Source organism: Ferruginibacter albus, from assembly GCF_020042285.1.
Taxonomy (GTDB): Bacteria; Bacteroidota; Bacteroidia; order Chitinophagales; family Chitinophagaceae; genus Ferruginibacter; species Ferruginibacter albus.
In genome coordinates, this window is the sequence record NZ_CP083388.1 from 814,996 (window position 1) to 841,782 (window position 26,787).

General features: G+C 38.1%; 14 protein-coding genes. 11 read left to right on the forward strand and 3 right to left on the reverse strand.

The window, feature by feature from the left end; genetic code table 11:
* Positions 1–20: 20 nt before the first annotated feature.
* Both K9M53_RS03625 and K9M53_RS03630 read right to left on the reverse strand, forming a co-directional pair.
* Positions 21–5,480 carry a putative Ig domain-containing protein gene (locus tag K9M53_RS03625; RefSeq protein WP_224018086.1) on the reverse strand — a complete coding sequence of 1,820 codons (5,460 nt, stop codon included), beginning with the start codon at positions 5,478–5,480 and terminating at the stop codon, positions 21–23.
* Between the two features lie 518 nt (positions 5,481–5,998).
* Positions 5,999–7,078, reverse strand: a complete 1,080-nt coding sequence (locus tag K9M53_RS03630; protein ID WP_224018088.1) for a T9SS type A sorting domain-containing protein — start codon at positions 7,076–7,078, stop codon at positions 5,999–6,001.
* A gap of 250 nt (positions 7,079–7,328) precedes the next feature.
* Here K9M53_RS03630 and gldF point away from each other — a divergent pair, with 250 nt between their 5' ends.
* From gldF to K9M53_RS03680, 10 genes are all read left to right on the forward strand, one after another.
* Positions 7,329–8,051 (forward strand): gliding motility-associated ABC transporter permease subunit GldF, encoded by a 723-nt coding sequence (gldF, locus tag K9M53_RS03635; protein ID WP_224018090.1) that lies wholly within the window; start codon positions 7,329–7,331, stop codon positions 8,049–8,051.
* Between the two features lie 9 nt (positions 8,052–8,060).
* Positions 8,061–9,803 (forward strand): gliding motility-associated ABC transporter substrate-binding protein GldG, encoded by a 1,743-nt coding sequence (gene gldG / locus K9M53_RS03640; protein ID WP_224018092.1) that lies wholly within the window; start codon positions 8,061–8,063, stop codon positions 9,801–9,803.
* A 5-nt stretch (positions 9,804–9,808) separates the two neighbouring features.
* Entirely contained in the window at positions 9,809–10,744 is a 936-nt protein-coding gene (locus K9M53_RS03645) for a TerC/Alx family metal homeostasis membrane protein (protein WP_224018095.1), read from the forward strand.
* A 57-nt stretch (positions 10,745–10,801) separates the two neighbouring features.
* Positions 10,802–11,098, forward strand: coding sequence for a YrhB domain-containing protein (locus K9M53_RS03650; RefSeq protein ID WP_224018097.1), 297 nt, complete (start codon positions 10,802–10,804; stop codon positions 11,096–11,098).
* A 146-nt stretch (positions 11,099–11,244) separates the two neighbouring features.
* Positions 11,245–13,215, forward strand: a complete 1,971-nt coding sequence (locus tag K9M53_RS03655) for a PAS domain-containing sensor histidine kinase (RefSeq protein WP_224018099.1) — start codon at positions 11,245–11,247, stop codon at positions 13,213–13,215.
* Positions 13,216–13,292: 77 nt separating this feature from the next.
* Complete coding sequence (locus K9M53_RS03660) at positions 13,293–15,656, forward strand: TIM-barrel domain-containing protein (protein WP_224018100.1); 2,364 nt, start codon at positions 13,293–13,295, stop codon at positions 15,654–15,656.
* Positions 15,657–15,678: 22 nt separating this feature from the next.
* Positions 15,679–16,497 carry a hypothetical protein gene (locus tag K9M53_RS03665; protein WP_224018102.1) on the forward strand — a complete coding sequence of 273 codons (819 nt, stop codon included), beginning with the start codon at positions 15,679–15,681 and terminating at the stop codon, positions 16,495–16,497.
* Between the two features lie 94 nt (positions 16,498–16,591).
* Positions 16,592–19,087 carry a bifunctional UDP-N-acetylmuramoyl-tripeptide:D-alanyl-D-alanine ligase/alanine racemase gene (locus tag K9M53_RS03670; RefSeq protein ID WP_224018104.1) on the forward strand — a complete coding sequence of 832 codons (2,496 nt, stop codon included), beginning with the start codon at positions 16,592–16,594 and terminating at the stop codon, positions 19,085–19,087.
* Positions 19,088–19,190: 103 nt separating this feature from the next.
* Positions 19,191–19,859 (forward strand): lipoprotein signal peptidase, encoded by a 669-nt coding sequence (locus K9M53_RS03675; RefSeq protein ID WP_224018105.1) that lies wholly within the window; start codon positions 19,191–19,193, stop codon positions 19,857–19,859.
* Between the two features lie 42 nt (positions 19,860–19,901).
* Entirely contained in the window at positions 19,902–22,319 is a 2,418-nt protein-coding gene (locus K9M53_RS03680) for a hypothetical protein (protein WP_224018107.1), read from the forward strand.
* Between the two features lie 71 nt (positions 22,320–22,390).
* Here K9M53_RS03680 and K9M53_RS03685 read toward each other — a convergent pair whose 3' ends face one another.
* Positions 22,391–24,712: a T9SS type A sorting domain-containing protein gene (locus tag K9M53_RS03685; protein WP_224018109.1), complete on the reverse strand. Its 2,322-nt coding sequence runs from the start codon at positions 24,710–24,712 to the stop codon at positions 22,391–22,393.
* Positions 24,713–24,922: 210 nt separating this feature from the next.
* Between K9M53_RS03685 and K9M53_RS03690 the strand changes: the two genes are divergently transcribed.
* The gene (locus K9M53_RS03690) at positions 24,923–26,668 is read left to right on the forward strand and encodes a PQQ-dependent sugar dehydrogenase (RefSeq protein WP_224018112.1); all 1,746 of its coding nucleotides are present in this window, start codon (positions 24,923–24,925) and stop codon (positions 26,666–26,668) included.
* The last annotated feature ends 119 nt before the right edge of the window (positions 26,669–26,787 follow it).

A 26,787-nucleotide genomic window follows, 5' to 3' on the forward strand; every position in this document is an offset into this window, starting at 1 on the left:
ATAGGTTTTTAAATCGTTTATTATTCCACCAAAAATTTCTTTATTATAGTAGAATTGGAATTGGTTTTAATATGTAAGAAATACACACCGGCGTTTAGATTAGCAACATTGATGCCTAGTTTTGAATTTGGATAAACTTTTGAAGTAAAATGCTTAATAATTTTTCCTTGATTATCCACAATCTCAAAATCAGCATCTCCGCTTAACCCTTTAATAACAACAGCAAGCTTGTTATTGACAACAGGATTAGGAATTATCGTAACATCATTATCGGACAAAACTGAAATATCACTAAATACCGGGCGTGAACTGGTAACAGTTGAAGTACTTGCATTCAAAGTCAGTTTACCAAAATCAGCAGTGCTTTGATAATTATTGATCGTTCCGTTCCAAACGGCTTGTCCATCCCTGTCTCCGCCATTGTCATCATCATCATACCCTGCATCAAAGCCAATGCTTGCTCCTGCTGTTGGTGTTATTCCTAATTGCGACCAGGGAATTGCTACTTCAACAGTATAACCACCTGCTATCGGCACAACTTTAAATTGCAAACCGGTAATAGCTGTTTTAGCAAAAGCAGTTGTTTTATTATAACCGATAATAAACTGATTATCCTTTCCATCATAAGTTGTACTCTTATTATTATTGGCATCGATATAAATTTCAAATGCATCATCATTCCACATGTCAGCAGATTCACTGTAGAGGTTTGCGTCTAATATTTTAGCGCCAATGTATAAATTAGTATTATCCCATAGCACACCAAATGTTGCAGTATTGTTTACACTGCCTGTTACTGTTTTGGTAATTGATTTATTTAGATTCCATCCTGTTTCATTCAGGTTGCCATCAATAGTAATTGTTGCCGGTGCTTTGTAACAGGTAACTACACCTGCAGGGTCAGTCGCATTACTAACGGTGATGGTTACTATTTTTGTTCCTGTGCCACCTGCATTGGTTGCACTAATAGTGATAGTAGAAGTTGCAGCTGTTGTAGGCGTGCCACTAATAACACCTGTAGAAGTGTTTACAGATAATCCTGCAGGTAATCCCGTTGCATTATAGCTTATAGGACTATTAGATGCTGTAATTGTATAAGTAAACAAAGATCCAACAGTTGCTGTTGTAGTAGCAGCACTTGAAATAACAGGTGCTGCAGGGTTGCTAGCGGTAATGGTTAACGTTTTTGTTCCCGTACCACCTGCATTGGTTGCACTGATAGTTACATTAGAAGTTGCCGCTGTTGTAGGCGTACCGCTAATAACACCTGTAGAAGTATTCACAGATAATCCGGCAGGTAATCCTGTCGCATTATAGCTTGTAGGATTGTTAGATGCGGTAATAGTATAAGAGAATGCAGTACTAACTGTTGCGCTTGCAGTAGCAGCACTCGAAATAACAGGCGCAACGGGACTAATAGTAATGGTCAATGTTTTTGTTCCTGTGCCACCTGCGTTAATTGCACTGATAGTAACATTCGAGGTTGCAGCTGTTGTTGGAGTTCCACTAATAACACCTGTAGAAGTGTTTACAGATAATCCGGCAGATAATCCCGTTGCATTATAGCTTGTAGGACTATTGGATGCTGTGATGGTATAGCTAAAGACAGTGCCAACAGTTCCTGTAGCAGTGGCAGCGCTTGAGATAACCGGTGCGGCAGGTGTACTGTTTAAAGCAAAATTTATATAGTTTATATTGAAGCCATCTGTTTCTTCTACGATTTTTAAAACTTTTTGCCCCGTAGTTAAGGCAGGTGTTGTAACACTTACTGTTTGCCATTTTTGCCAATCAGTTGTATTAGGAATAGCAATGGAACCTGAAATGTTTACACCATCCAATTCAATGTGTAATGTTTTACCTGAGTTAGGAGATGCTAAGCGTAATTGTAATGTGTACGTTCCTGCTGTAGCAACATTTACGGTATATTCCATCCATTCCCCCGCATTTGTCCAGCCAACATTATATCCGCCATCGGCGCAGGTTTCAATATCAACACCTTCGCTTGGTCTGTATTGTCCGCCACTATTGGCTACATCATTATCATGATAAGCAATTCCTTCACCACCTGTATCATAATCTTCTGCTTCTATTTTTCCGGGGATTGCTCTTGCTGTGCCACCATAAGGTGCTTGCGGAGGGTTACTAACGGTTATGATTAACGTTTTCGTTCCCGTACCACCGGCATTGATTGCACTGATAGTTACATTAGAAGTTGTAGCTATTGTCGGAGTTCCGCTGATAACACCTGTAGTTGTATTCACACTTAATCCTGCCGGCAATCCTGTAGCATTATAACTTGTAGGAGTGTTAGATGCAGTAATAGTATAACTAAATGCAGCACCAACTGTTGCTGTAGCAGTAGCAGCGCTTGAAATAACCGGTGCAGGGGGTAAGCTATTCAGTGTAAAGCTTAAATAATTTATATTAAAGCCGTCTGTTTCTTCAACTACTTTTAAGATCTTTTGCCCTGTGGTTAAAGCAGGTGTTGTAACACTTACTGTTTGCCATTTTTGCCAATCAGTTGTATTAGGAATAGCAATAGTTCCTGAAATATTTATACCATCCAATTCAATGTGTAATGTTTTGCCTGAGTTAGGAGATGCTAAGCGTAATTGTAATGTATAGGTTCCTGCTGTAGCAACATTCACAGTGTATTCCATCCATTCGCCTGCATTTGTCCAGCCAACATTATATCCGCCATCGGCACAGGTTTCAATATCCACACCTTCGCTTGGTCTGTATTGTCCCCCACTATTGACTGCATCATTATCATGATAAGCAATTCCTTCACCACCGGTATCATAATCTTCTGCTTCAATTTTTCCCGGGATTACTCTTGCTGTGCCACCATAAGGAGCTTGCGTAGTTGTTGTTATAAAATAAGGAGTAGGACGTGTTGCAGTTAATGCAATTTGTCCTTTAAACATTTTACTTCCATCGCCGGAAAGGCGCATGTAATAATCTGCTGAAACAGCTGTGCCATCTTCATCTAATGTAAGGAAAGAAGAGCCCGCAGGAATGTAAGAAGCATTCTCTGCTGTTTTTGCAATTTGATTGCCTTCATTGTATTCATCGAACATTGAAATGTAAATACCCTGGCAATTCAAACGCTTCATGTTATAAAATTGGCGCCACATAAAATCACCATGTACTCTTTGTTTTTCTTGCAGATCGCCGGGTAATACGCATGGCTGGTAGTCGATACCGTTAGCTGTGCAATACGCCTGGTCTGCACTTTGATAATTTGTATAAAAATTATCTACGTCACTTACATTTCCAATTCTGCCAACCATCCATGGCGACAGCATGTTGAATGCTTTGTACGCATTAATAAAGTTTGGACGGGAATCACTGTTTTGATCACGCCAATGTGTAGGCACTCCGCCAATTACATAACAACCCTGGCTTTTAAACCAGTTGATCACATCTAAACAAACATCTGCTGTCCATGGATGATTGTCATCATTAAATCCAAAACCCCAAATGCACACAACAGGCTTGCCGTTTTGTTTTGCATAGGCTGATGATGAAGTATAAGCAGAGATCTTATTTGTCCAATCAGCTTTCATTTCTGTTTGCATATTTGTCCAGCCGCTTACATCGTACATGATGTAAAATTTTCTTCCATAAGCTTCAGCAGCTGTTTTCACTTTAGCTGTAATAGCATCACGTACCGGGCCTTCGCCACCTGTTGGATTGAAACGTTGTAAGGCTGCTACATCCAAATTGTTTTGCTGCATCCATAAAAAATGTGTGTTGACTGTTTGGTCTGTATAGGATGAAAATAATTTTGCCTGTTGGCCATTTCCCAAATTGGGCCAAGCTGTTGCGAAAGTGGTTGTGTAATCACGAACATCCGGCCAAGACTTAAGCCCATTGTTTGTTGCAGAAGGAGCTTGTGACCAATTCTGCGTATAATGCCACCAGGCATTAATGGGAGAGCCATCGCCAATAGCAGCAAACCATCCCTGGTAACCCACTGTAATTTTTCCCACCACATCTCCGGCAGTGGATGTTGCATTGGATATAGTAATTGCCAATGTTGCTGTTCCCGTACCTCCGCTGTTGGTTGCACTGATAGCTACATTGGCAGAGCCTGCTGTTGTTGGAGTACCACTGATAACACCTGTTGAAGTATTCACACTTAAGCCGGCAGGTAAGTTGGTTGCATTATAGCTGGCAGGTGTATTCGAAGCAATAATAGTATAGGTAAAAGAATTGCCGACTGTTGCAGTTGCAGAGGTAGCGCTTGAAATAACGGGTGCAGCAACGGCAATTCCATCTACCTGGTCCATTAATGCTTTGGCATTGCTTATTTGTAAAGCATTGAAATAATTAAACACCTGGTTTAACTGTGATTGCTTTGTAGCATCTGAAGCATATTTTTTTCTAAGCGTGAATAACCGATATACTTGTTCCAGGTCACTTTGCGTATAGGCGACACCGGTATATTGTTGTATGCGAACCAAGTCTCTGTAGCCATATTCAACGGTTGGTTCAAAGATGGTTCCTTCACCAAAATCGTTGAAGGTGCATAATTGCACCGCATCAATATGTGCAGATGTTTTGTATTGCGTAACGTAACCTAAGGTAGTATTTAAAGTAGCAGCATTATTATCTGCAATGGCAGGAGCAGAACTGCCTGCGCCACCTTGCGCATAATAGTCATTGTAACGTGGATATGCTACTGCCATTACGTTTTGTTGCGATGGTGCCCGGTTTGCATAATAAGTATTTAAATAACCTAATGGGTCGCTGCCGGGATTGTACACCCATGTATATTGTCCATCAGCATTAGAACCTGCAGTAGTGTTATCCCATAATGTTCTGAAGTCTACTGCTTGTCCTGCATTAGAAAGAATGGTTGTCCAACTGCTTGCATTGGTATAAGTGATCGGTCCAAATACACCAACAAAAGGCTTACTGCCGGCGCCTTTTATATAATTCGATTTATTGAAATAATTATCTCTGGCATAAGCAACACTTGCATTGGCATTGGAGATATTGCTCCAGAAACGATCTTCCAATATCAACCCAAAAGATAAACCTGCGTTTGCTGTGCTATTAATAATGGCGTTAGAGTTGGTCAATAGAGAACCTACATCACCATTGGAGCCTTGTGTACCATACCAATCTACCAATACACCATCAATTCCCGATAATTTCATCAGCAATAAATGATATTCTATCACATTTGGATCGCTGCTGGCATAAGGGCCGATCAAAGGATAATAGTTAGAGGCAATCTGCCGGTGCCCGTTTCCATCAATAACATTTGGGTTTCGATTGGTCATCGTCCAATGATAACCCCAGGTATAACTGCCACCTGCAACGGGATTTGTTGGTGCATCGTACCAGGGCATATAATGTACATATACTTTTATAGGATTTGTTTTGGTAACTGCTACTGATTGGCTGAAAGAATGTATCGCTATAAAAGAAAAGAATAGCGTAAAGGCTGCAAGCAAAAGTTTTTTCATGTTATGGTGTTTATCGTTTGGGAGAAAGAGTCGCGGAAAGTGTTCTATCAGGAGTCGGAGAAAAAATTGCTAAATCCGGAAGAGGCTGTACATAAAAGTTTACAGTCAGCAATAAACAGCAATAAAATTGATAAGTAGAAAATCAATTTCATACAGCTAATCTTTGGAGGCAATCGTTAATTAAGTACACTATGAAAATAGGTCATTAATAATATTCTTGCCAATTTGTATAAATCGTATATAAAAAATTACTTAAATCCTAAGAGAAAAATTATTGTAATTGTGTTATAATCAAATAGATGCATATTTATTATGAAATAAAAAATATAACGCTGCTAAATCTTGTATTAAACAGGTGGGCATGTTTTGGCGGAAAATAAAAAACCTCCGGGAAACCGGAGGAGTGAGCAGTTGGTTTTGGGTAAACATTTAATTAAGGGTTATAATTATTTATGTTGATTATCATTACCCGGTTGTTAAGACAAAATTTATTTATGATCTGCTGCGTGAGTAAAAAATTAATTTACATAGAAGGCTTGCTTGTAAAAATGTGTTTCGTCTATAAGGAATACACGGTACAATCCTTTTGGCATTATCAGCGGAAGATTGATACGCAAAGTTTTATCTACTCCATCATGCATCAGCTCTTGTGTAGTAATTTGTTGCCCTATATTGGAAAGAATGCTTAAACGGTAATTGCCCTTGGTAACAGCTGCCAAACGCAAAGTAAGTACGCTGCCAACGGGATTTGGGTAAATTAAAATAGAATTTCCGATAGTTCCAAAATAAAGCCTGATCACATGCGATAGTGAAACAGTGCCGTTGTTATTATTTATTTTGATCCGATAAAAATTGGTCCCTATCATGGGTTGCAGGTCATTGAAGGTATAGGCTACGGCTCCGTTGGATTGTTTTGAACTAACGGTGCCGATGGTACTAAAATTTAATCCGTTATCCGATTTTTGAATTTCGTAACTAACGGCATCTACATCGTTTTGTGCGCTCCACCTTACCTGCATCCCCTTACTGTAATCTGAACCATAAAAGCTGGTGAGTGTAATGGCCAGCGGTTGCGCAATAGCAAAGTCGGCAGTGTAATTATTGCCTGTGGCATTGTCCATTTGCTGTAGGGCGCAATTGCCGGAAGAAGAATTTGCCGAAGCTGAATAATATATTTCCAAAGTATAGTTACCTAAGGCATAGTTGGTAAGGTCAATAGCGTTATCAAAATTCTGCCATTTTTGATTATTGCCTGAGGACGAAAAAAATGCAATAGGAACGATCGAAAAATCAGGATTGACTGGCCGTTTATTCTTAGGGTAAACTGCGTAATACAAATTACCCCCACATACATTGCCTGCGGTATTTTTAAAAGTAGTGATGGCTGCACCTGCAATTTTCAGGTTGCCGGTGTTGGTGCCAAAAACACCTAAATTATTGCCAAATGATATTTTACCGATAGAACCACCTGTAATTTGTGTATTGTAAAATGCGGAGTTCCCGTTTACTGTAAGGAAAATGGCCGAAGAGGAGATCCCAAATTGAGCTTTACCATTAAGCCACCAGGTTAATAATAAGAGGAGTAGAAATTTTTTCATGCACTTTATAAATAATAGTCGCTTTGATAGGTATCGGATAGCGTTAGATTATAAAGCACTTATCAAATATAATAAAAAGTTTTGGAGAAGCAAGAGTAAAAGGGTTCATGGTTAATGCTTGATGGTCCGTTGTTTATTGTGCACAAGTCAATTATAAAAATATATTATAATGCATTTGAGGTTATAGACTATGGACTATTAACTCTATAAACCAAACTTTAATTAACTTGCAGCGACTTTTTAAAACACTATGTTCAGCATCTGCAAAAAAGAGCTTCATCAATTTTTTAGTAACCTCACGGGATATATTGCTATTACTTTATTTCTATTGGTAAACGGCTTGTTTCTTTTTATCTTAAAAGACAGCAATATTTTTGATTTTGGTTACGCTACGCTGGATAAATTTTTTGAACTGGCTCCGTGGATCCTGCTCTTCTTAGTTCCCGCCATTACCATGCGTACATTGGCAGACGAATTTAAAACAGGTACGTTCGAAATTTTACAAACCCGTCCGCTTACACAATGGCAAATTGTTGTGGGTAAATATCTTTCTGTACTGATAGTGTTGGTGTTTGTAATTATTCCAACGTTTATTTATATACTTACTATTAAAAAATTAAGCGCCGGTGGCGGTATAGACAGTGGCGGCATTAGCGGAAGTTATATTGGCTTGTTTTTATTAGCGGGTGTTTTTGCAGCTATCGGTATAGGTTGCAGCAGCTTTACCAACAATGCGGTGGTGTCGTTTTTATTAAGTGCGTTTAGCTGCTTGTTATTGTACTTCGGATTTAATGCGATCAGTAAACTACCTGTATTTGCAGGTGGTGCAGATTATTATATTGAAATGTTGGGCATCGATTTTCACTATCGCAGCATTAGCAGGGGAGTATTGGATAGCAGGGATATTATTTATTTTCTCAGTATTATTCTCTTATTTCTTTTAATTACCGTGAAAAATCTGCGCAAGCGTTAACAGCTCTTCATGAAATCTATCTTTAAAAAAATATTGAACAGCAAGGTAGGAATACCATTGGTGATCATTGTGTTGATCGGTATTAATTTTTTATCGGCAAAATATCACGGCCGGATCGATCTTACGAATGAAAAAAGATTTACGCTTTCATCCTCCACAAAAAAGTTATTAAAGAATTTGGATAGCACTGTTGATATTACTGTTCTGCTAACAGGAGATATTAAATCTGAATTTAAAAAACTATCAAACAGCACGAAAGAACTGCTCGAAAATTTTAAAGAGTACGGCGGTAATAAAATTCAATTCAGGTTTGAATTACCTGCAGAAGGCATGGGTGATTCTGCCAAAGCAGGAGTGTTTGATTCATTAGTGAATATGGGATTACGGCCAACCAATCAGCAAGTGCAGGTGAAGGAAGGTGAAGGCGAAGGAAAAAATCAACGGCAAATATTTCCTGCTGCATTAGTGCAATATGGAGGGCATACTATCGGTATTGATCTGCTACAGGGGCAAGTGCAGAAAAACGTTTTTAATTCAGATGATATTTTAGATAAGCAGGCATTGAACAGTGCAGAAGCATTGTTGGAATATAAGTTTGCCAATGCCATTCAAAAGATCACAGCCAAAGAAGTTCCTGTTGTTGCGTATGCTTACGGTAACGGAGAACCTGAATATGGATTTCCTTATGTGCAGGATGTATTTGAAACGTTAAGTAAGAATTTTATTGTTGATACTGTTAATGTACATACACAGCCGTTTATTCCGCAGGAATATGCAGCAGTGGTGGTAGTAAAGCCAATGTCGAGCTTTAGTGATGAAGATAAATTTAAGTTGGATCAATATGTAATGCATGGTGGTAAATTATTGTTTTTTATTGATGCATTATATGCGGAAAGAGATAGCCTGCAAAACGGCAATTTAACTGCTTATTCAAGAGACTTGAATTTAAATGATCTGTTGTTTCGATATGGAGTAAGAATTAATCCTGATCTTTTAGTAGATAAACATTGTGACCAGGTACCTGTAGAAGTTGGTTCCATTGGCGGACAAACGCAAAAACAATTATTACCTTGGCCATATTCGCCTTTGTTATTACCTGCATCGCAACATCCTATTGTAAAAAACGAAGCAGATGTGTTGGCGCAATTTGCCAACTCAATTGATACGGTAGAAACAGAGAATGTTACTAAAACAATTCTACTCTCCTCATCTAAAAATGCCTATACATTGGCGACGCCTGCTATTGTAGATCTAAACAGTTTGCAAACAGAAGAGAATATCAGCAAGTTCAATAGAAAAGATATTCCTGTTGCAGTGTTATTGGAAGGGAAATTTTTATCACTGTATGCCAATCGTATAAGCCAGGCACAATTAGATACTTTAAAAGCATATAATTTAACTTTTGAAAGAGAGAACACAGAACCCGGTAAAGTTATTGTAGTAGGTGACGCGGATATTGTGATGAATAATATTTCAGAAGTGGTGGGACCATTACCAATGGGTACCAACAAGTACACAAAAATACAGTACGCCAACCGGGATTTCTTTTTGAATTGTGTAGAATATCTTGCAGATAAGAACAGCATTTTAGATGCAAGAGCCAAAGATTATACGTTACGTTTACTGGATGTGCAAAAGGTATCGGAACAGCGCACGCTTTGGCAGGTAATTAATATTGCAGCACCGGTATTATTGGTATTTTTGTTTGCAGCCATTTATCAATGGTGGCGCAGGCGCAGGTTCACTAAATAACTATCATGGACAAAACGTTATTGACTTATATTGTTTTTTGTGGTGTCATTATTTTAGCGCTGGTGTTTGATCTGGGCTTATTGAGTAAAAAGAACACGGTTGTAAGTTTACGGGCTGCTTTGCTGCAAACTATTTTCTGGGTACTGCTTTCTCTTGCCTTTTGCGGTTTTGTTTATATAGAAAGAGGAAGTAGTGATGCCGTTTCATATATCTCTGCTTATTTATTGGAATGGTCGCTTTCTATTGATAATATTTTCGTCTTCATCATCATCTTTAATTTTTTCAGCGTTAAAGAGAATAATTATTCAAGAGTGTTGCTGCTGGGTATTTTAATGGCAGTATTATTCCGCATTATCTTTATTGCATTGGGTAGTGAACTGGTAGCACGATTTGATTGGATCATGTATATCTTCGGTGTTTTCCTTTTATACACGGGTATTAAAATGTTCAGCAGTAACGAAGAGGAAGAATTTAATCCTGAAAAGAACTGGGCGTATCGTTTTATGAAAAAAATAATGCCTACTACTGATGAAGAGCCGAACGGAAAATTTATTATAAAAAAAGATGCAAAAATTTTCTTCACAAGATTAGCGATGGTCGTAATAATGCTGGGATTGATAGACATTGTATTTGCATTGGATTCTATCCCTGCAGTGTTTTCTGTAATACCGGACCCTTCAAAAAAATTACTCATCTACTCCTCTAATATATTTGCCGTATTAGGTTTACGCAGTATGTTCTTTTTATTGCGCAATGCTGCCGATAAGTTCGATTATTTACAACAGGGCATTGCCATTGTATTGGTTTTCATCGGTGTAAAAATGCTGATAGAAAAGTGGGTGCACATGCCTGTTTGGGTATCGTTACTGGTGATCGTGGTTTGTATCGGCGCTTCTATCGGGTATTCTGTTTATCATCGACGTAAAACGTTAAGTAAATAGTTAAATAATGTAACATTTTAAGTAAATGTTACTATAAGCAGTTACAAATAATAAATAATGTTAACCCTCCTTCAAGCGAAAGAATTAGCTGATAAAAAGCTAAAGGAAATAGAAGAAATATCAAACATAAAACTAGCATTCCTTGAAAATGAAACCATAGCATTTGAATATGGTTGGATCTTCTTTTATCAATCAGAATCATACATTAATTCAGGAGATTTTAATTTTATGGCGGGCGGAAATGCTCCAATATTAGTTGATAAGTATAATTCAAATGTTATTGAGACAGGCACTTCACGAGAAACCAAATACTATATTGAGCAATACTGTAATGCTAAACAGGGGATTAAATAAAAATCAAAAATTTTGTGTCTCCTAATATTTTTTTCCTCAACTGTTTAATTTACGGCTTTCTTTTTTACTAAAAATAAATGTAGATATTGTATTAAATGATACAGGAAGATCACACTGAAAAAAGCCTTATCTTACAATATTGACTTATGGCTCCAGGTAAAGAAATGCTTAATAATTATGTTTTCCTTTCGGGTAGTGGCGAAATGGGTAAACTTACAAGATCTAAAGATTGGTCATCTACTTCTGTGGGATCACCCGATGCTTGGCCACAAAGCTTAAAAACAACTCTAAGTATCATACTAAATTCTAAGTTCCCGATGTTTCTTTGGTGGGGACCTGAATTGCTATGCTTTTACAATGATGCATATCGTCCAAGCTTAGGACAAAACGGTAAGCATCCTAATATCCTAGGTATGCCGGCGCACCAGGCTTGGACAGAAATATGGGACATTATAAAGCCTCTTATAGATATCGTATTAGACGGAGGCGAAGTGCCTTTGAATGAAGATATGCTGGTTCCCATTTATCGAAATGGAAAAATAGAAGACGTTTATTGGACATTTAGTTATAGCCCGGTACACGATGAAAATGGTAAAGTAGGCGGTGTATTGGTAACCTGTTCTGAAACAACTGAAAAAGTAAACCTGGTAAATCGTTTTAGAAACGCAATTAGCCAGGCACCAATCGGAATTGCCATCTTCATCGGCCCCAATTTTATTACAGAAATAGCCAATAAATTTTACCTGGAAATAATTGACAGAAGCGAAGAGGAATTTATAAACAAACCTTTATTTACTTCACTACCGGAAGTTAAAACATCTGTTGAAGGATTGCTTAATACTGTATTAAATACCGGTATACCCTATTTCGGAAAAGAATTTCCCGTTACAATAAATCGTTACGGTAAAAGTGAGCTGGTTTATTTTGATTTTACATATCAGCCATATAGAGAAATGGATGGTGCTATTACCGGGGTAATGGTAATTGCCATGGATGTAACAGATTCTGTAAAAGCAAAACATGCCATAGCAGAAAGCGAAAAGCAATTCCGCAATATGGTAATGCAATCCCCAATACCTATGACGATTTTCAGGGGAGAAGATCATGTTATTGAAATAGCCAACAAAGTATTATTTGAAACGATCTGGCGCAAGAAAGAAGAAGATGTAATGGGTAAGCCGGTATTGCAGGTCTTTCCTGAATTAAAAGAACAAAAATATGCGGAGCTGTTAAATACAGTTTATAAAACAGGAATAATACATAACGAGGTAGAAGCATTGGTGTATGTAAAGGGCGATGACGGCATGAGAAAATTCTACCTTGACTTTGAATACCGTCCGTTATATGAACAGGATGGTAGTATATCGGGCATTATGATTACAGTAAATGATGTAACGGAGAAAGTAGAGGCAAGGTTGAAGGCCGAAGAGCTGGATGAACAAAAAGATTTTTTCATAGGGATTGCGAGCCATGAGTTGAAAACACCTGTTACCACTATCAAAGGCTATGTTCAGTTATTGCAAAGTATGTATGGCGAGGGGCAGGATATTTTATTAAAAGACTCCTTGATAACAATAGACAGGCAGGTTGGGAATCTTACTAAGCTGGTCACGGACTTGTTAGATCTTTCAAAAATAAAAAGCAATGATCTCTATATATTAAAAGATAATTTTGATATAAGTGAAATGGTTCAGGAGATCATTGAAAATACTCAGCAAATAAACCCCGCTTATAGTATTACATTTTCAAGATCGGTGAAAGTCATAGTACATGGCGACAGAGACCGCTTAGGACAGGTATTGATAAATTTTCTTACAAATGCAATTAAATACTCTCCTTCTTCCAAAATTATAAATGTAGAAATTGGATTGCTTGGATCCAATGTTGTTGTTTCCGTACAGGATTCGGGAATCGGGATAAATCAGAAAGACCAGGAAAAAATATTCGAGCGTTTTTACAGGGTAGAAGGTAAAAATGAAAAAACCTTTCCCGGCTTTGGGATTGGCTTATTTATAGCCGCGGAAATTATAAAGAAACATAACGGCACTATTGGCGTTACCAGCGAGATCAATAAAGGATCTACTTTTTATTTTTTACTTCCAACGATAAGCGGATAATGATAAAATAGGGTTGGCATTATGGAAATGTTTTCTGCCAAATCATAAAGAGTAGTAATTTGTACAAAATTGCTATCATGAACAGACGATTGCTTTTGCTTACTGCCTTTATTTTATTGTTTACTACTGTCTTTTCTCAATCTAAAAAGATAACCGTTAACTCCGGAACATGGACATTAACCCAGTATGCCTCCAACATTATTAAAGTAAGCTTTCTGCCTAAAGGATATATTACGAACGAAAACATAAGCGATGCTGTTATCAAAAAACCACAGGCAGCCATTACCATTCCTTATAAAGTGCAGAGAGATGGCGCTTTTGTAGGGAATGAATATTTCATTAAAATAGCTGCCCCTGAAAAGGATAATGAATTTTACAGCTTTGCCTTCAGGTTGCACGATTCAGAAAAAATATTCGGTGGGGGTGAACGTGCTTTGCCGCTGAACAGAAGAGGCTATCAATTTAATTTATACAATGGCCCGCATTATGGTTATGGTGAAGGTGCAGATAATTTGAATTACTCTGTTCCGTTCTTTACTTCATCGATGGGGTATGGTTTGTTCTTTGATAATCCATCAAAAGGATATGTAGATATAGGAAAGACAGATGCCAATATATTTAAAGCAGGATTTGTAAGTGGTGAATTAAATGTGTATGTGATATTGGGAAATGATTATAAAGCCATTCTTTCTTCCTATTATCAACTAACCGGTACACAACCGTTGCCGCCGCGTTGGGCTTTCGGTAATTTAATGAGTCGCTTTGGTTATACAAGTGAAGCGCAGGTAAAAAGTATTATCGATAGTATGCATCAGCAAGATATTCCTGTGGATGCCGTGATCTTCGACCTATTTTGGTTTGGAGATAGTATCAAGCAAACCATGGGCAATCTTGCCTGGGTTAATAAAGATAAATGGCCCAACCCAACACAAATGCTGAAAGATTTCAGGAAACAAAACATCAATCCTATATTAATTACAGAGCCGTATGTTGTAAAGTCGTCTTTAAATTATGATGCATCTAAACAATATCATGCGGTAGACAGTGCCGGCAATCCTTTTGTATTAACTGATTTTTATTTTGGCAATGGCGGCTTGATAGATATTTTCCGCAAAGATGCCCGTGCATGGTTCTGGAGCAAATACAAAGAGCAAATGAATAATGGCGTAGAAGCATGGTGGGGAGATTTGGGAGAACCTGAACGGCATCCGCAACAGGTATATCATAATTTAAAAGATCTTGGCTTTAACAGGTTATTTAAAGCAGATGAAGTGCATAACGCTTACGGCAATCAATGGACGAAAATGTTGTACGAGTATTATGCAAAAGAATATCCTGCCAAAAGATTGTTTAGCTTAAACCGCAGTGGCTTTGCGGGTACGCAACGTTATGGCATCTTTCCATGGACGGGTGATGTAAGCCGTAGCTGGAGCGGATTAAGAGCGCAACTACCGGTGCTCTTAGGCATGAGCATGAGCGGCGTTCCTTATGTGCACAGTGATGCCGGCGGTTTTGCAGGCGGCGAAGGCGATAATGAATTGTATGTTCGCTGGTTGCAGTTTGCTGCGTTCACACCGATCTTTCGCCCGCATGGTACAGACCTTGGAGATATAGATAAAAACTCTTTTAGTTTTCCAAGCGAAGCAGCGTTGATTGCAGAGCCTTACCGGATGTACGCTTCGTTTGCTATCAACCTGCGTTATTCATTGTTGCCATACAATTATACATTAGCGTACAGTCAGGCAAAATATGGCGAGCCGCTGATGGCACCTTTGTATTATTATTTCCCGAAAGACACGACAGCTACAACTATTGCAGATGAATTTATGTGGGGTAAAAGTATTTTAGTAGCGCCGGTATTGCATAAAGGTGATGCTGTAAGAAATATTTATTTGCCTGAAGGTAAATGGTATCGTTTTAATGATACAGGTATTGTAGAAGGTAATAAATGGACAACGGAATCTTTATCAATGGATAAAATTCCTGTATATGCAAAAGAAGGTAGTATTATTCCAATGTGGGCATCAAAAAATATAATTCAATCAACGCATGATTATGATTCCAAAAAAGACATCAAGATATTTTATTATCCTTCTCAAAAAAAATCATCAGCAATCTTATACGATGATGATGGCACAACAAAAAATGTAACAGGAGAAGTTATTTCTTTTAACGCTGTAACAACAGGAAATAAATTAAGCTTTACAATTACTACTAATAAAAAAAGTGTCTATCAAAAAGGGCTGGTACGAAAGTTCAGAATTAGTGTGCCCTGCAGCTTTGCATATCCTATGAATGTTTCTGTTAACGGAGTAAAATTGAATGAGCAATCCTGGATAAAAACTGCTTATCAATTCAATCAACATACCATGTTCAACTCTATTGAAGTGCAATTTAAAGGTGATGCAGTAACAATGCAGGCAGAAATAGATGTAAAATAAAACCTCCTCGATTTTTAATAGTATGAAGCGTATCCTGTTATATGTGGTTTTAATTTTTTGGCAGTATTCCTGTTCTCCATTTATAAAACTGGAAGGAAGGTATTTTTCAGATCGGTTGGATGGCATTGAAATAATTCCTGTCGAAAAACGGAAAATAGAGATTGGTCGTATTGATTTTCAAAAAGCGGGTCTTATAATTGAAGCAAATTATATTAAGCAAACAAGGCATAAATTAAAGATCAGACAGATCAGGCATTCAGGTAATTTACGGCCGCCATATAAAAAATTTGTTGACAAGTATGATTTCAGGTTTATCTATACTACAGATGATAGCTTTATGGTTTCGCCGATCAGCAAACAATCCAAAGCTTATCTAGATAACAGAGACTCTATTGTATTCAAAACAAAATATTTAACACCTGATAGAGCAATTGACCTGCAAAAAATAATTTACCATTCGGGCTTCTGCGGTAACGGATATTGTGATGCATACGATATGCAGGTAGATAAAAATGGAGAAGTAAAAGTTACTGTTCATCATAATCGTCCCAATACTTCCATAACTACTGAAAGCTTTAAAGGAAAAATGACTGTAGATGATTCTGACAAATTACAGCGTGCTTTACGATATGCTCAATTAAATATATTGGCTTGGCCTCCAAGAATGTGTTGTGATCTACCAATGCAAACAATTATTATTTATTATAACAATCAATGTCTTTATTTAAAAGCCATGTATTTGCCAATGGTTAGTGAGGAATTGGACGGTGTTTTAGGTAGAATCGCAGCTGGTTATGGAAATTATAAAAAAGTAGATGAAATATTTGAATTTGAAGAGTAGGTTTGTATCGCTTCATTTTGCTGCCTGTTGACTAACAACAGTATTAATTACATAAGATAATTTTCTGCTGTAAATTAGCTCTTAAATTTACCCCTTGAGTTATTCCATTTCACAGATAGCTACTATTATAAAAGCAAAGCAGTTGCAACAACAGCAGGATGCAACGGTTGAACATATATTATTAGACAGCCGTAAGCTTTTATTTCCATCCGGCACTTTATTCTTCGCATTAGCCGGACCAAGACGCACGGGCAATACCTTTATCACAGAATTGTACGGAAAAGGAGTTCGCAATTTTGTAGTAGATGAAAGTTTTTCAATAGAAGCTATTGCGCAATATCCCGAAGCAACTATTTTACAGGTTGTCAATACGCTTACAGCGTTGCAATCATTGGTAGCATATCATCGGCATCAATTTAAATATCCTGTTATAGGCATTACCGGCAGTAATGGCAAAACCATTGTAAAAGATTGGTTGTATCAATTATTGCAGGATGATTATAATGTAGTACGAAATCCAAAAAGTTATAACTCTCAAATTGGTGTACCGTTAAGCGTATGGCAAATGAATGAGCAACATACACTTGGTATTTTTGAAGCAGGTATATCGCAGCCGGATGAAATGCAACGGTTGGAAAAAATGATCCAGCCAACCATCGGTGCGTTTACCAATATTGGTGAAGCGCATAGCGAGGGGTTCTTAAATATCCGCCAGAAGATAAATGAAAAGTTGAAGCTTTTTGTTCATTGTCCGCAATTGGTATATAATGTAGATGATGCCGATATGAATGAAGCGGTAGCAGCATTTGCATCTACTGTAAAACAAAATAATCCTATCCAGCTTTTTTCGTGGAGTAAAAGAGTCGTAGCAACTTTACAAATAATCAATATTGAAAGCAATGCGAACGCTACTATCATTATTGCATTATATAAAGAAGATAAAATAAAAATCACCATACCATTTACCGATGCGGCTTCTATTGATAATGCAACTACCTGTTGGTGTGTATTGTTGCAGTTAGGCATTAAGCAGGAATTGATTGCAGAAAAAATGTTGCGCTTGCGTGCAGTGGAAATGCGGCTGGAATTAAAAGAAGGCATCAACAATTGTTCCATCATCAATGACAGTTATAGCGCCGATATCAATTCATTAACCATTGCATTGGATTTTTTACAACAGCAACAGCAGCATCCCAAACGTACGTTGATATTGAGTGATATTTTGCAATCAGGAAAAAGCAGTGCAGAGTTGTATCCTGCTATCGCGGCTATCTTGCAACAGAAAAAGATCAACCGCTTTATTGGAATTGGACTGGATATATCCAAACAAAAAGAAGCGTTCAGCAATATTCCCGAAACAAATTTCTTTACATCAACCGAAGCATTTCGACAGCAGTTTCATTCGCTCCATTTTTATAATGAGACCATCTTATTAAAAGGTGCAAGAGCTTTTGAATTTGAACAGATCAGTCATTTGCTCGAACAGCAGATTCATCAAACGGTATTGGAAATAGATCTATCTGCTATCACACATAACTTAAAACAATACCAGCAATTATTAAATCCCGGTGTTAAGCTAATGGCAATGGTAAAAGCATTTAGCTATGGCAGCGGAAGCTTTGAGATCGCTAATTTGTTGCAGTTTCATAAAGTAGATTATCTCGCAGTTGCATATGCAGATGAAGGAGTGGAGTTGCGTAAATCGGGGATTACACTGCCTATAATGGTGATGAATGCAGAAGAAACAACTTTTGATGTATTACTTCAATATAATCTGGAACCGGAATTGTATTCCTTCAATATCTTATATGCGTTTCAAAATTATTTGCAGCAATCCGGTATCAATAGTTACCCGGTGCATTTAAAGTTAGATACAGGCATGCATCGCCTTGGTTTTGAACCACAGGATATTGACACATTAGCTGAAGTATTACAATCATCAACTGTGTTTAAAGTGCAATCCGTATTTAGTCATTTAGCTGCCAGCGATGCTGCAGAACATGATGGTTTTACAGAAGCACAATCCATATCATTTTTAAAGAGTTCTAAAATTTTGCAGGATAAGCTGAGTTATACATTTATCCGCCACATCGGTAATACGTCTGCTATTCATCGCCATAAAAATTTACAGTTGGATATGGTGCGTCTCGGAATCGGCTTATACGGAGTTGACAGTACGCCATCGATGCAGCAACATTTAAAGAATGTCACCACATTAAAAACTACCATCTCTCAAATCAAAAAAGTAAAGAAGGGTGAAAGTGTGGGTTATAGCCGAAAAGGAATTGCAACAAAAGATTCTGTTATTGCAACGGTGCGTATTGGTTACGCCGATGGCTACCCGAGGATTTTGAGTAATGGTACAGGTAAAATGTGGGTGAAGGGAAAACTGGCGCCCATCATTGGGAATGTTTGCATGGATATGATCATGTTGGACATTACCGGCATTGATGCCAACGAAGGCGACGAAGTAATTGTTTTTGGAAAAGAGCTACCTGTTAGTGATGTGGCCGCTTGGGCGCAAACGATTGCGTACGAAATCCTCACAGGAATTTCTCAGCGGGTAAAGCGTATTTATTACGAAGAATAGTGTTTATCAATACTTTCATTCAATTTAAGCCACATTATTTTATAACAAATTTCTGAAATCCGACTTCCGAACTCTCAACTAAGAACATATCTTTGCGGCTCTTATGAAGGGTAGAAATATTGCATTCATTATTGTACTTATCGTGCTGGCAGACCAGGCACTGAAGTTTTACATTAAAACGCATTTTGTTTTAAATGAATTTCACAATGTTGCGGGCAATTGGTTCAAGCTATTGTTTATAGAAAACGAAGGCATGGCGTATGGCTGGAAATTCGGCGGTGGCTGGGGTAAAATGATCTTAACATTATTTCGCTTGTTTGCCGTAATATTTGGCGTATGGTATATTAAAGACATCATTAAAAAGAAACAACATCCCGGCTTTATAATTTGTGTAGGGTTGATCTTTGCCGGCGCTTTAGGCAATCTTATTGATAGTATGTTCTACGGATTGATCTTTGAAGAAAGTTCTCCGCTTCACGTGGCAGCGCTTTTTCCCAAAGAAGGTTATGCTGGTTTTATGCATGGCAGGGTGGTGGATATGCTTTATTTTCCGATCATAAGGACACACTTACCAACCTGGGTGCCAATTTGGGGCGATACCGACTTTGAATTTTTTCAACCAATATTTAACCTGGCAGACGCCTCCATTTCAACCGGCGTAATTGCATTGTTAGTTTTTCAAAAGAAATTTTTCAGGCAGCAAAATCCGGTTCAAAACCATCCTACGGAAGAATCCCCAATACCTGCCGGAGAAAATCAACCTATTATATAAAAATATATCTTTACACGCCTTACAAAAAAATAAAATCTGTTTATGAAGTTTTTAAAATTTTTATTGGTTGCATGTTGTATTGCAACGGTTTTTTATTCATGCAGTAAAACAGATGGTACTACTCCGCCCTCTATTGGAACCTTAAGCGCCAGTGATACAACCGGCGATTGTTTCCCGGTTACTGTACATGGAAAATATGTAGCAGGTATCCCTCTTACCGATGATAACTATTTTGACCTTGAAGTAAACATTACAGCAGTTGGAACATTTACTATGAGCACCGACAGTGTGAATGGTATGTATTTTAGTTCAATGGGAGAGCAACGTTTTGGATATACAGGAAAAAATACGGTTCATTTATATGGTCATGGTAAACCAATCTCATCAGGCGTAACAACTTTTACGGTATCGTATAACGGCACTACCTGTACCATTTCATTAATAGTAGATGCGCATGCTGCAGGTTCCTATGTATTTGATACAACGGGTCATGTCATTACAGCTGCAGTAAGCGGTTCATATACTACAGGAGTTCCGTTAACCAATTCAGATTCTGTATTGGTGACGTTATCGGTTCTTCACCCGGGTTCTTTACATCTTACTTCTGATACAGTAAATGGAATGTTCTTTAGCGGCACTTCTATATTTAATGATAGCGGTATTCATATCTTAACATTATACGGAAACGGCGTTCCGCAAACTTCGGGTAAATACACGTTTGCATTGCTTGATTCTTTAGGGGATAGTTGCAAATTTGAGATCCCGGTAGCTCCTTACGGAGGCGTATCTTCTTCTTTTAAACTGGCAGGAGATGGCGGCACTTGCTTTGGTTACAGTACATATGGCACTTACATAGCTGGTGTTAAGCTTATGGTAGGCGATTCAGTGGTTACACAAGTAACAGCAGCAAAAGCAGGACCTTATTCTATTGTAACAGAACCTATAAATGGTGTGACCTTTAGCGGTACGGGAAATTTCGATTCTGCAGGAATCTATAATATTGCATTGCATGGATATGGAACACCTGTATCACCGGGAACGTATAATTATACTGCTAAATCGGATTCAAGCAGCTGTACGTTCAGCGTAAGCTATGGACAAGGGAATGCTATTTATACCTTAGGCGGAGAACCAAATGGTTGTACAGGTTTTGTTTTAACAGGCGATTATAAAACAGATGTTCCTTTAACTTTTAGCAACACGGTTTCGTTTGATGTGAATGTAACCACTACCGGCACATATAATTTTTCTGTTCCAACTACCAACGGCATTACTTTTTCAGGAAGCGGAACATTTGTAACTCCGGGACCACAACAGGTTACCCTGATCGCATCGGGAACACCTCAAACACCGGGTATTACTAATTTCACTATTCCTTCCCGTGCAGGTAATTGCAAGTTTACTATTAATGTAATATCATCTGTCGCTGTATATGAGGTTTCTGCATCCGGCTACGGACTATGTGTAGGATTTAAATTGAACGGCGCTTATAAAGCAGGCACAGCACTTACTCCAAGCAATACATTGGTAACACAGGTAAATGTTAAATACCCCGGACCATATTCTATTTCTACTGATTCTATCGATGGGTTTATATTTAGCGCAGAAGATACTTTTCATGCAGCAGGAATACAAACGGTTACATTAAGAGGTTCAGGTACTCCTAAAGCTAATGGCACATTTAGCGGTGTAGTGGCTGATCTTCCCAATGCTTGTACGTTTAACATAAATGTTACAGGCACAGGTTCATCAGGGGGGTCTGCAGCATTTACATTAGGTGGCGCTCCAAGTTCTTGTACAGGTTTTGTGTTAGGAGGCACCTATACTGCAGGTACAGCCTTAAGCGGCTCCAATACAGTTAAATTGAATGTGAACGTAACTACGGCGGGGACCTATACAGTCAGTACGCCTTCTGTTGATGGAATGGTATTTAGCGCTTCGGGAACTTTTGGTTCAACCGGTGCTCAAACTATAACTCTAACAGGAACGGGTACCCCAACAGCAGGAGGAACCTTTACGATCAATCCTGTTGCGGGAGCAAGCACTTGTAGCTTTAGTGTAAATGTAACCGGCGGAGTTGCGGCACCGGGTAGCATAACTGCCAGTGTAAACGGTACTCCTAAAACATTCAATACAGGTGTAACAGGGCAGAATACAGGCACGGCTATACAAATTGACGGCGCCAGCAGTGGGGGAGAAACTATGGGGATTGTTTTAGCAAGTAGTAACCTTCAACCCGGTACTTATACACAAACCTCTGTTGATCCGGCTATAACAGCTATGTACACCAGTGGTTCAACGGTATATAATGCCGGCTATCAATTCAGTAATATAACAGTGGTGGTAACAAATGTTTCAGCGGATCGTGTTACGGGTACTTTCTCAGGAACCTTTAAGGAAACAATAGGCTCCGGCAGCGTAACAATAACCAACGGTACTTTTGATGTACCTATTCAATAATTGAGATAAGTTCTTAAAATAAAAATGTTCCTGTTTTTGCAGGAACATTTTTATTTATACTAAGCCGTTAGTTAATCAACTTTAATTAATTTCTTTTGTGCTGTTTGATGATCGTATTCTACCAATAAAGTATAAATACCTTTACTTAAATTATCAAGATTGCCGATCGTAGCAGTGTTTAAGCCACGGAACATCTTTTGCTGTTTCTTTTGTATCAGTCTTCCATAAGTATCGTGCAAATACAATGTAACTTCTCCGTCGGCCGGCATGATCACATCTGCCGATATCAGATCTTTAAAAGGATTTTTTAATGAGCGCACTTCAAAATTTAAGAACTTGCTTACGATAATTATGTTGCTGTATTTATACAATCCTTTAGTATCAACTATTTTAAGGCGATAATAGATATTTCCGTTTACAGGTTCTTCGTCATTAAAAGAATAGGCTGTTAGTTTGTTGGAATTATAAGAAGACACTTCTCCTATTTTCACAAATGTTCTGCCATCACCGCTTCTTTCAATTTCGTATTTGCTTAAATTATCTTCCGAAGTAACATTCCAGTTAAGTGTTGTTCTATTATCCGAATTTAATTGTCCTTTAAATGATAGCAGATCTGATTTAACGATACCGCCGCAGTCAATTATTTTAAGCATGATGGTATTGCCATCGGTAAACGAACACGAATTGCTGAGAAGATTACTATCGCTGCTTGCTACTAATACCCTGTAGTAAGTTCCGCTATCTGCACCATACGCCATAAAAGAAGGATAGTTGGTTGTATATTGATAATAGCCACTTGACATGGTAGGGGTCATAGTACCCTTGGTAGCAGTGTTTGTCCAGGTAGTACCCCCATTGGTACTTTTCTGCCAAACGTAATAAGAGTAATTGGGATTGTAGGTGTATTTTATTGTAGCACTTAAATTGGCCAATGTACCGCTGCTGCAACCTAATAAGAAAGGAGTATAATTCATTGTAGCGGTAGGTCCGCAGGTACCAATAGAAATGTCATCCAATACCCAGTCGTTACCACCGCCGCCGGAAGCATTGTTTCTTATAGAAATAACGGCAGATGTTTGTGAAGCACTTGTTTGAAATACAAATCCTTTTTTCTGCCAGCCAATAGTATCCAATTGCCCTGATGCATAAATATCAATACCATTGATGCTAAAAGAAAGATTTGGTAAAACACCGGGCTTATATGTTTGATTACTGGCAGAATCAATACCACAATATTTACATACATTTCTTACCCATCCGGAGAACTCATAATAAGTACTTGGGCATAAACCGGTAACAGTTTGGTTATATGCCTCACTTGTAACTACATCGGAATTTACAGAAAGCATATAGCCTCCCTTTGTACCGGAAGCAACCGGGCCATTGCCTATTGAATTATTGGTTCCTGTATGATCTCCGATAATGTCCCAAAAACCTGTAAACATTCTATTGCTGCAACTTAAACCTGCCGGGGCTCCGGAACAACTGGTAGGACTTGTTGCATATCTTGAATTGGTTGCCGTACTTGCGATTGGACTTAAATTATTTACGATAGCATAGCTACCATCTCCCGTAGAAACAGAAGCACTCGGAAATACATAACTATAATTTGGGATGGAAAAACTTAATCCATACGACCTGTTTGTTACAGTGCCGCTGTCAAAAGTTCCTTTCTTTTCTGCCGCCAGGTTATTACTTAATGCATTGCCGCAAAGTGTAGAAGCTGTAGTGCCACTGATCAATATTTTATAAGGCGTAGCATTTATAGTAGTATCTGAACCGCTTGAAGTTTTCTTGTAAAGAAGCTTACCTATTCCTAAAACAATCGTGTCGCCAGGACTGCCGGTAACTACTACTTTAAAAGAGGTAGTTATCAATAAACCACTAAAAAGGCGAGGATAGGTAGTTCCGATCTTTGCTGTTCTTGAACCAATAGTATCTGTAAGACTTCCGGGAGACGTGGATTTTAATGCATTTGTTCCCATGTTGATCCTGATCTGGTATTGTCCTGCACCGGGAGATGCGGTATATGTTCCTGCATCATCACCGCCTGCATAAGTATATCTCCGGGAGGTTAAACCTTCATTGGTGATCAAGCGCAATGAATCGTTGGTGAGAATAGTTGTTTTTAACGGAATACTGTCATAATATCTTATGTTATAAAGATTGCCTGAATTACCACTGTTATAAGAAGAACCGAAAAAGTAATTGGTTCTTATCTCCAATGTATCGCCTACCTGTATAAAGCCACCGGTTGTTTTTTTGCTGAGATTAACATAACTATTGCCTGAACCAATTAAGGGATTGTGCTGTGCATATGCACAAGCAAAAGCGAAGTGAAAAAATAGAAAGAAGAAAACAACTTTCGTAATAAGCCGCAGGCGTTTCTTCATAACAGGTGTTTTACAGGTATTGGTTAAGGTTTAAAAAGACACTATTTCTCTATAATTATAAACGCTGATTGTTAGGAATTATTTTGTTATTTATAACACCAAATAAATAATTTTGAAGGAGTTTCTTCGTTTAAGTGTATTTTCACCGTAACTATAGAAGATTACCTACGTAGTCCTACCTTATATTTTCAACCATTATTCCCCATACTAATGAGAAAAATTTTATACTTCTTTTTAATAATCTGTCTTTTTGATAATTGTCAAGTCTTCGCACAGGGAGAAATATTTTCGACAAAAACATTGATTAATGCAAATACTTCTTCAGGGCGTTTTCGCCATCCGTTTGCAATGGTAATGGGACCTGATGATTCGCTGTGGGTAACAGAAAAAAGAGGATATGTGATCCGGATAAACAGGACCAATGGAGGCAAAACCGAATTACTGGATATTCATAGTAAAGTAAGATTTACTACCACCGTTTCAGGGGGAAAGGTTACTGGCATCGGGCAGGATGGTTTGCTGGGAATTGCACTACATCCCGAATTAAATAAAGGCACCGGAAATGATTACGTTTATCTTTCTTATTGTTATGATTCATCAGGGATACGAAGAATGAAAATTGTTCGATATACGTACAATCGCTCGGTACCGTCATTAACCAACGAATTAACTTTATTAAAAGGGCTTCCGGGAAGTAATGATCATAACTCCGGAAGATTGGTAATTGGAAACGTGGGTACTTATGGAACTCCCGATTATAAATTATTTTATACAATAGGCGATCAAGGTGCCAATCAATTTGATAACTCTTGTGATACTATCAAAGCACAATACACACCAACTGCATTGCAATTATCTTCGGGTGACCTTTCCCGTTATGTTGGTAAAGTTTTAAGAATGAATTTAGACGGCTCTATACCGGCTGATAATCCCGTGTTTAACGGAGTACGTTCTCATATCTATACAATAGGTCATCGAAACCCACAAGGGCTGGCCTTTGAAAAAGACATCACAGGACAATTAGTGCCGCAAGGAAAACTGTATGGTTCAGAACAAGGTCCTGCGACCGACGATGAAATTAATTTGATCGAAAGCGGTAAAAATTATGGCTGGCCAAGAGTTGCAGGAAAGCTGGATAACGGATGGTATCGTTATTTCAGCTGGGGCGCTTCTGGTAGTTGCAATTCTTATAGTGGCGAATGTTCCAGCCAGCAAGTTACAACGGGAATACAGGAGTCAACGTTTTCTGACCCTAATTATAAAGACCCCATCTTTGATATGTACCCTAATACACCTGCGGGAGGTGTTAATTGTAATTGGTTAGCGAATCCTACGGTAGCACCAAGCAGCATTGCGTATTATTATTTTCCTAATAAAATTCCTAACTGGGGCAACAGCTTACTTATTCCTACTTTAAAAACAAGTGCTTTATTACGATTGAAGTTGGATGCAGCCGGAACGGGTATTGTTACAGGAACGGATACGATAGAGTATTTTAAAAATTCATCTGCATTAAACCGCTTAAGAGATATTGTTATTGCCAATGACGGTATTACGTTTTATTTACTGACGGATAGTGTTGGTTCTACATCCGGTCCCAGCAGTGGTTCGGACGGTGGTGTTACCGATAGAGGAGGAATTATTATGTACAAATATACCGGTACTGTATTGGCATTGAATAATGATGTTCCCGAGTATGTTCGGGAAGCTCGTTTGAATTTTAAATTTTACCCGATACCAACTTCTAAAATTTTAAATGTAGAATGTAAGCAAAACACTGCTAAGCCGCTTCGTTACAACATTTATGATGCAGCGGGTAAATTGGTATTACAAGGAACCAATACACACGATAAGTTTGAAATAAATGTAGAAGGATTGTTTAAAGGTATTTATATCATTAAGCTATTTGATGGATATAACAGGAATGTTATTACCGATAAGATCGTAGTGAATTAGAAATATAAAATTGACTAAGTCTATTTAATAGCTTTTTCACAAAAGGTCGCTAAGGAACAAGGATGCAAAGTTTCTTAGCGACTTATTTATTTTGTATCTCTGCATGAAACAAAATAATA

Excerpts from the sequence above, each read along its gene's own strand:
- K9M53_RS03655 (WP_224018099.1), top strand. The coding sequence starts at position 11,245 with ATGGCTCCAGGTAAAGAAATGCTTAATAATTATGTTTTCCTTTCGGGT.
- K9M53_RS03650 (WP_224018097.1), top strand. The coding sequence starts at position 10,802 with ATGTTAACCCTCCTTCAAGCGAAAGAATTAGCTGATAAAAAGCTAAAG.
- K9M53_RS03665 (WP_224018102.1), top strand. The coding sequence starts at position 15,679 with ATGAAGCGTATCCTGTTATATGTGGTTTTAATTTTTTGGCAGTATTCC.
- K9M53_RS03685 (WP_224018109.1), bottom strand. The coding sequence starts at position 24,712 with ATGAAGAAACGCCTGCGGCTTATTACGAAAGTTGTTTTCTTCTTTCTA.
- gldG (WP_224018092.1), top strand. The coding sequence starts at position 8,061 with ATGAAATCTATCTTTAAAAAAATATTGAACAGCAAGGTAGGAATACCA.
- K9M53_RS03660 (WP_224018100.1), top strand. The coding sequence starts at position 13,293 with ATGAACAGACGATTGCTTTTGCTTACTGCCTTTATTTTATTGTTTACT.
- gldF (WP_224018090.1), top strand. The coding sequence starts at position 7,329 with ATGTTCAGCATCTGCAAAAAAGAGCTTCATCAATTTTTTAGTAACCTC.
- K9M53_RS03630 (WP_224018088.1), bottom strand. The coding sequence starts at position 7,078 with ATGAAAAAATTTCTACTCCTCTTATTATTAACCTGGTGGCTTAATGGT.
- K9M53_RS03680 (WP_224018107.1), top strand. The coding sequence starts at position 19,902 with ATGAAGTTTTTAAAATTTTTATTGGTTGCATGTTGTATTGCAACGGTT.
- K9M53_RS03675 (WP_224018105.1), top strand. The coding sequence starts at position 19,191 with ATGAAGGGTAGAAATATTGCATTCATTATTGTACTTATCGTGCTGGCA.
- K9M53_RS03690 (WP_224018112.1), top strand. The coding sequence starts at position 24,923 with ATGAGAAAAATTTTATACTTCTTTTTAATAATCTGTCTTTTTGATAAT.
- K9M53_RS03625 (WP_224018086.1), bottom strand. The coding sequence starts at position 5,480 with ATGAAAAAACTTTTGCTTGCAGCCTTTACGCTATTCTTTTCTTTTATA.
- K9M53_RS03645 (WP_224018095.1), top strand. The coding sequence starts at position 9,809 with ATGGACAAAACGTTATTGACTTATATTGTTTTTTGTGGTGTCATTATT.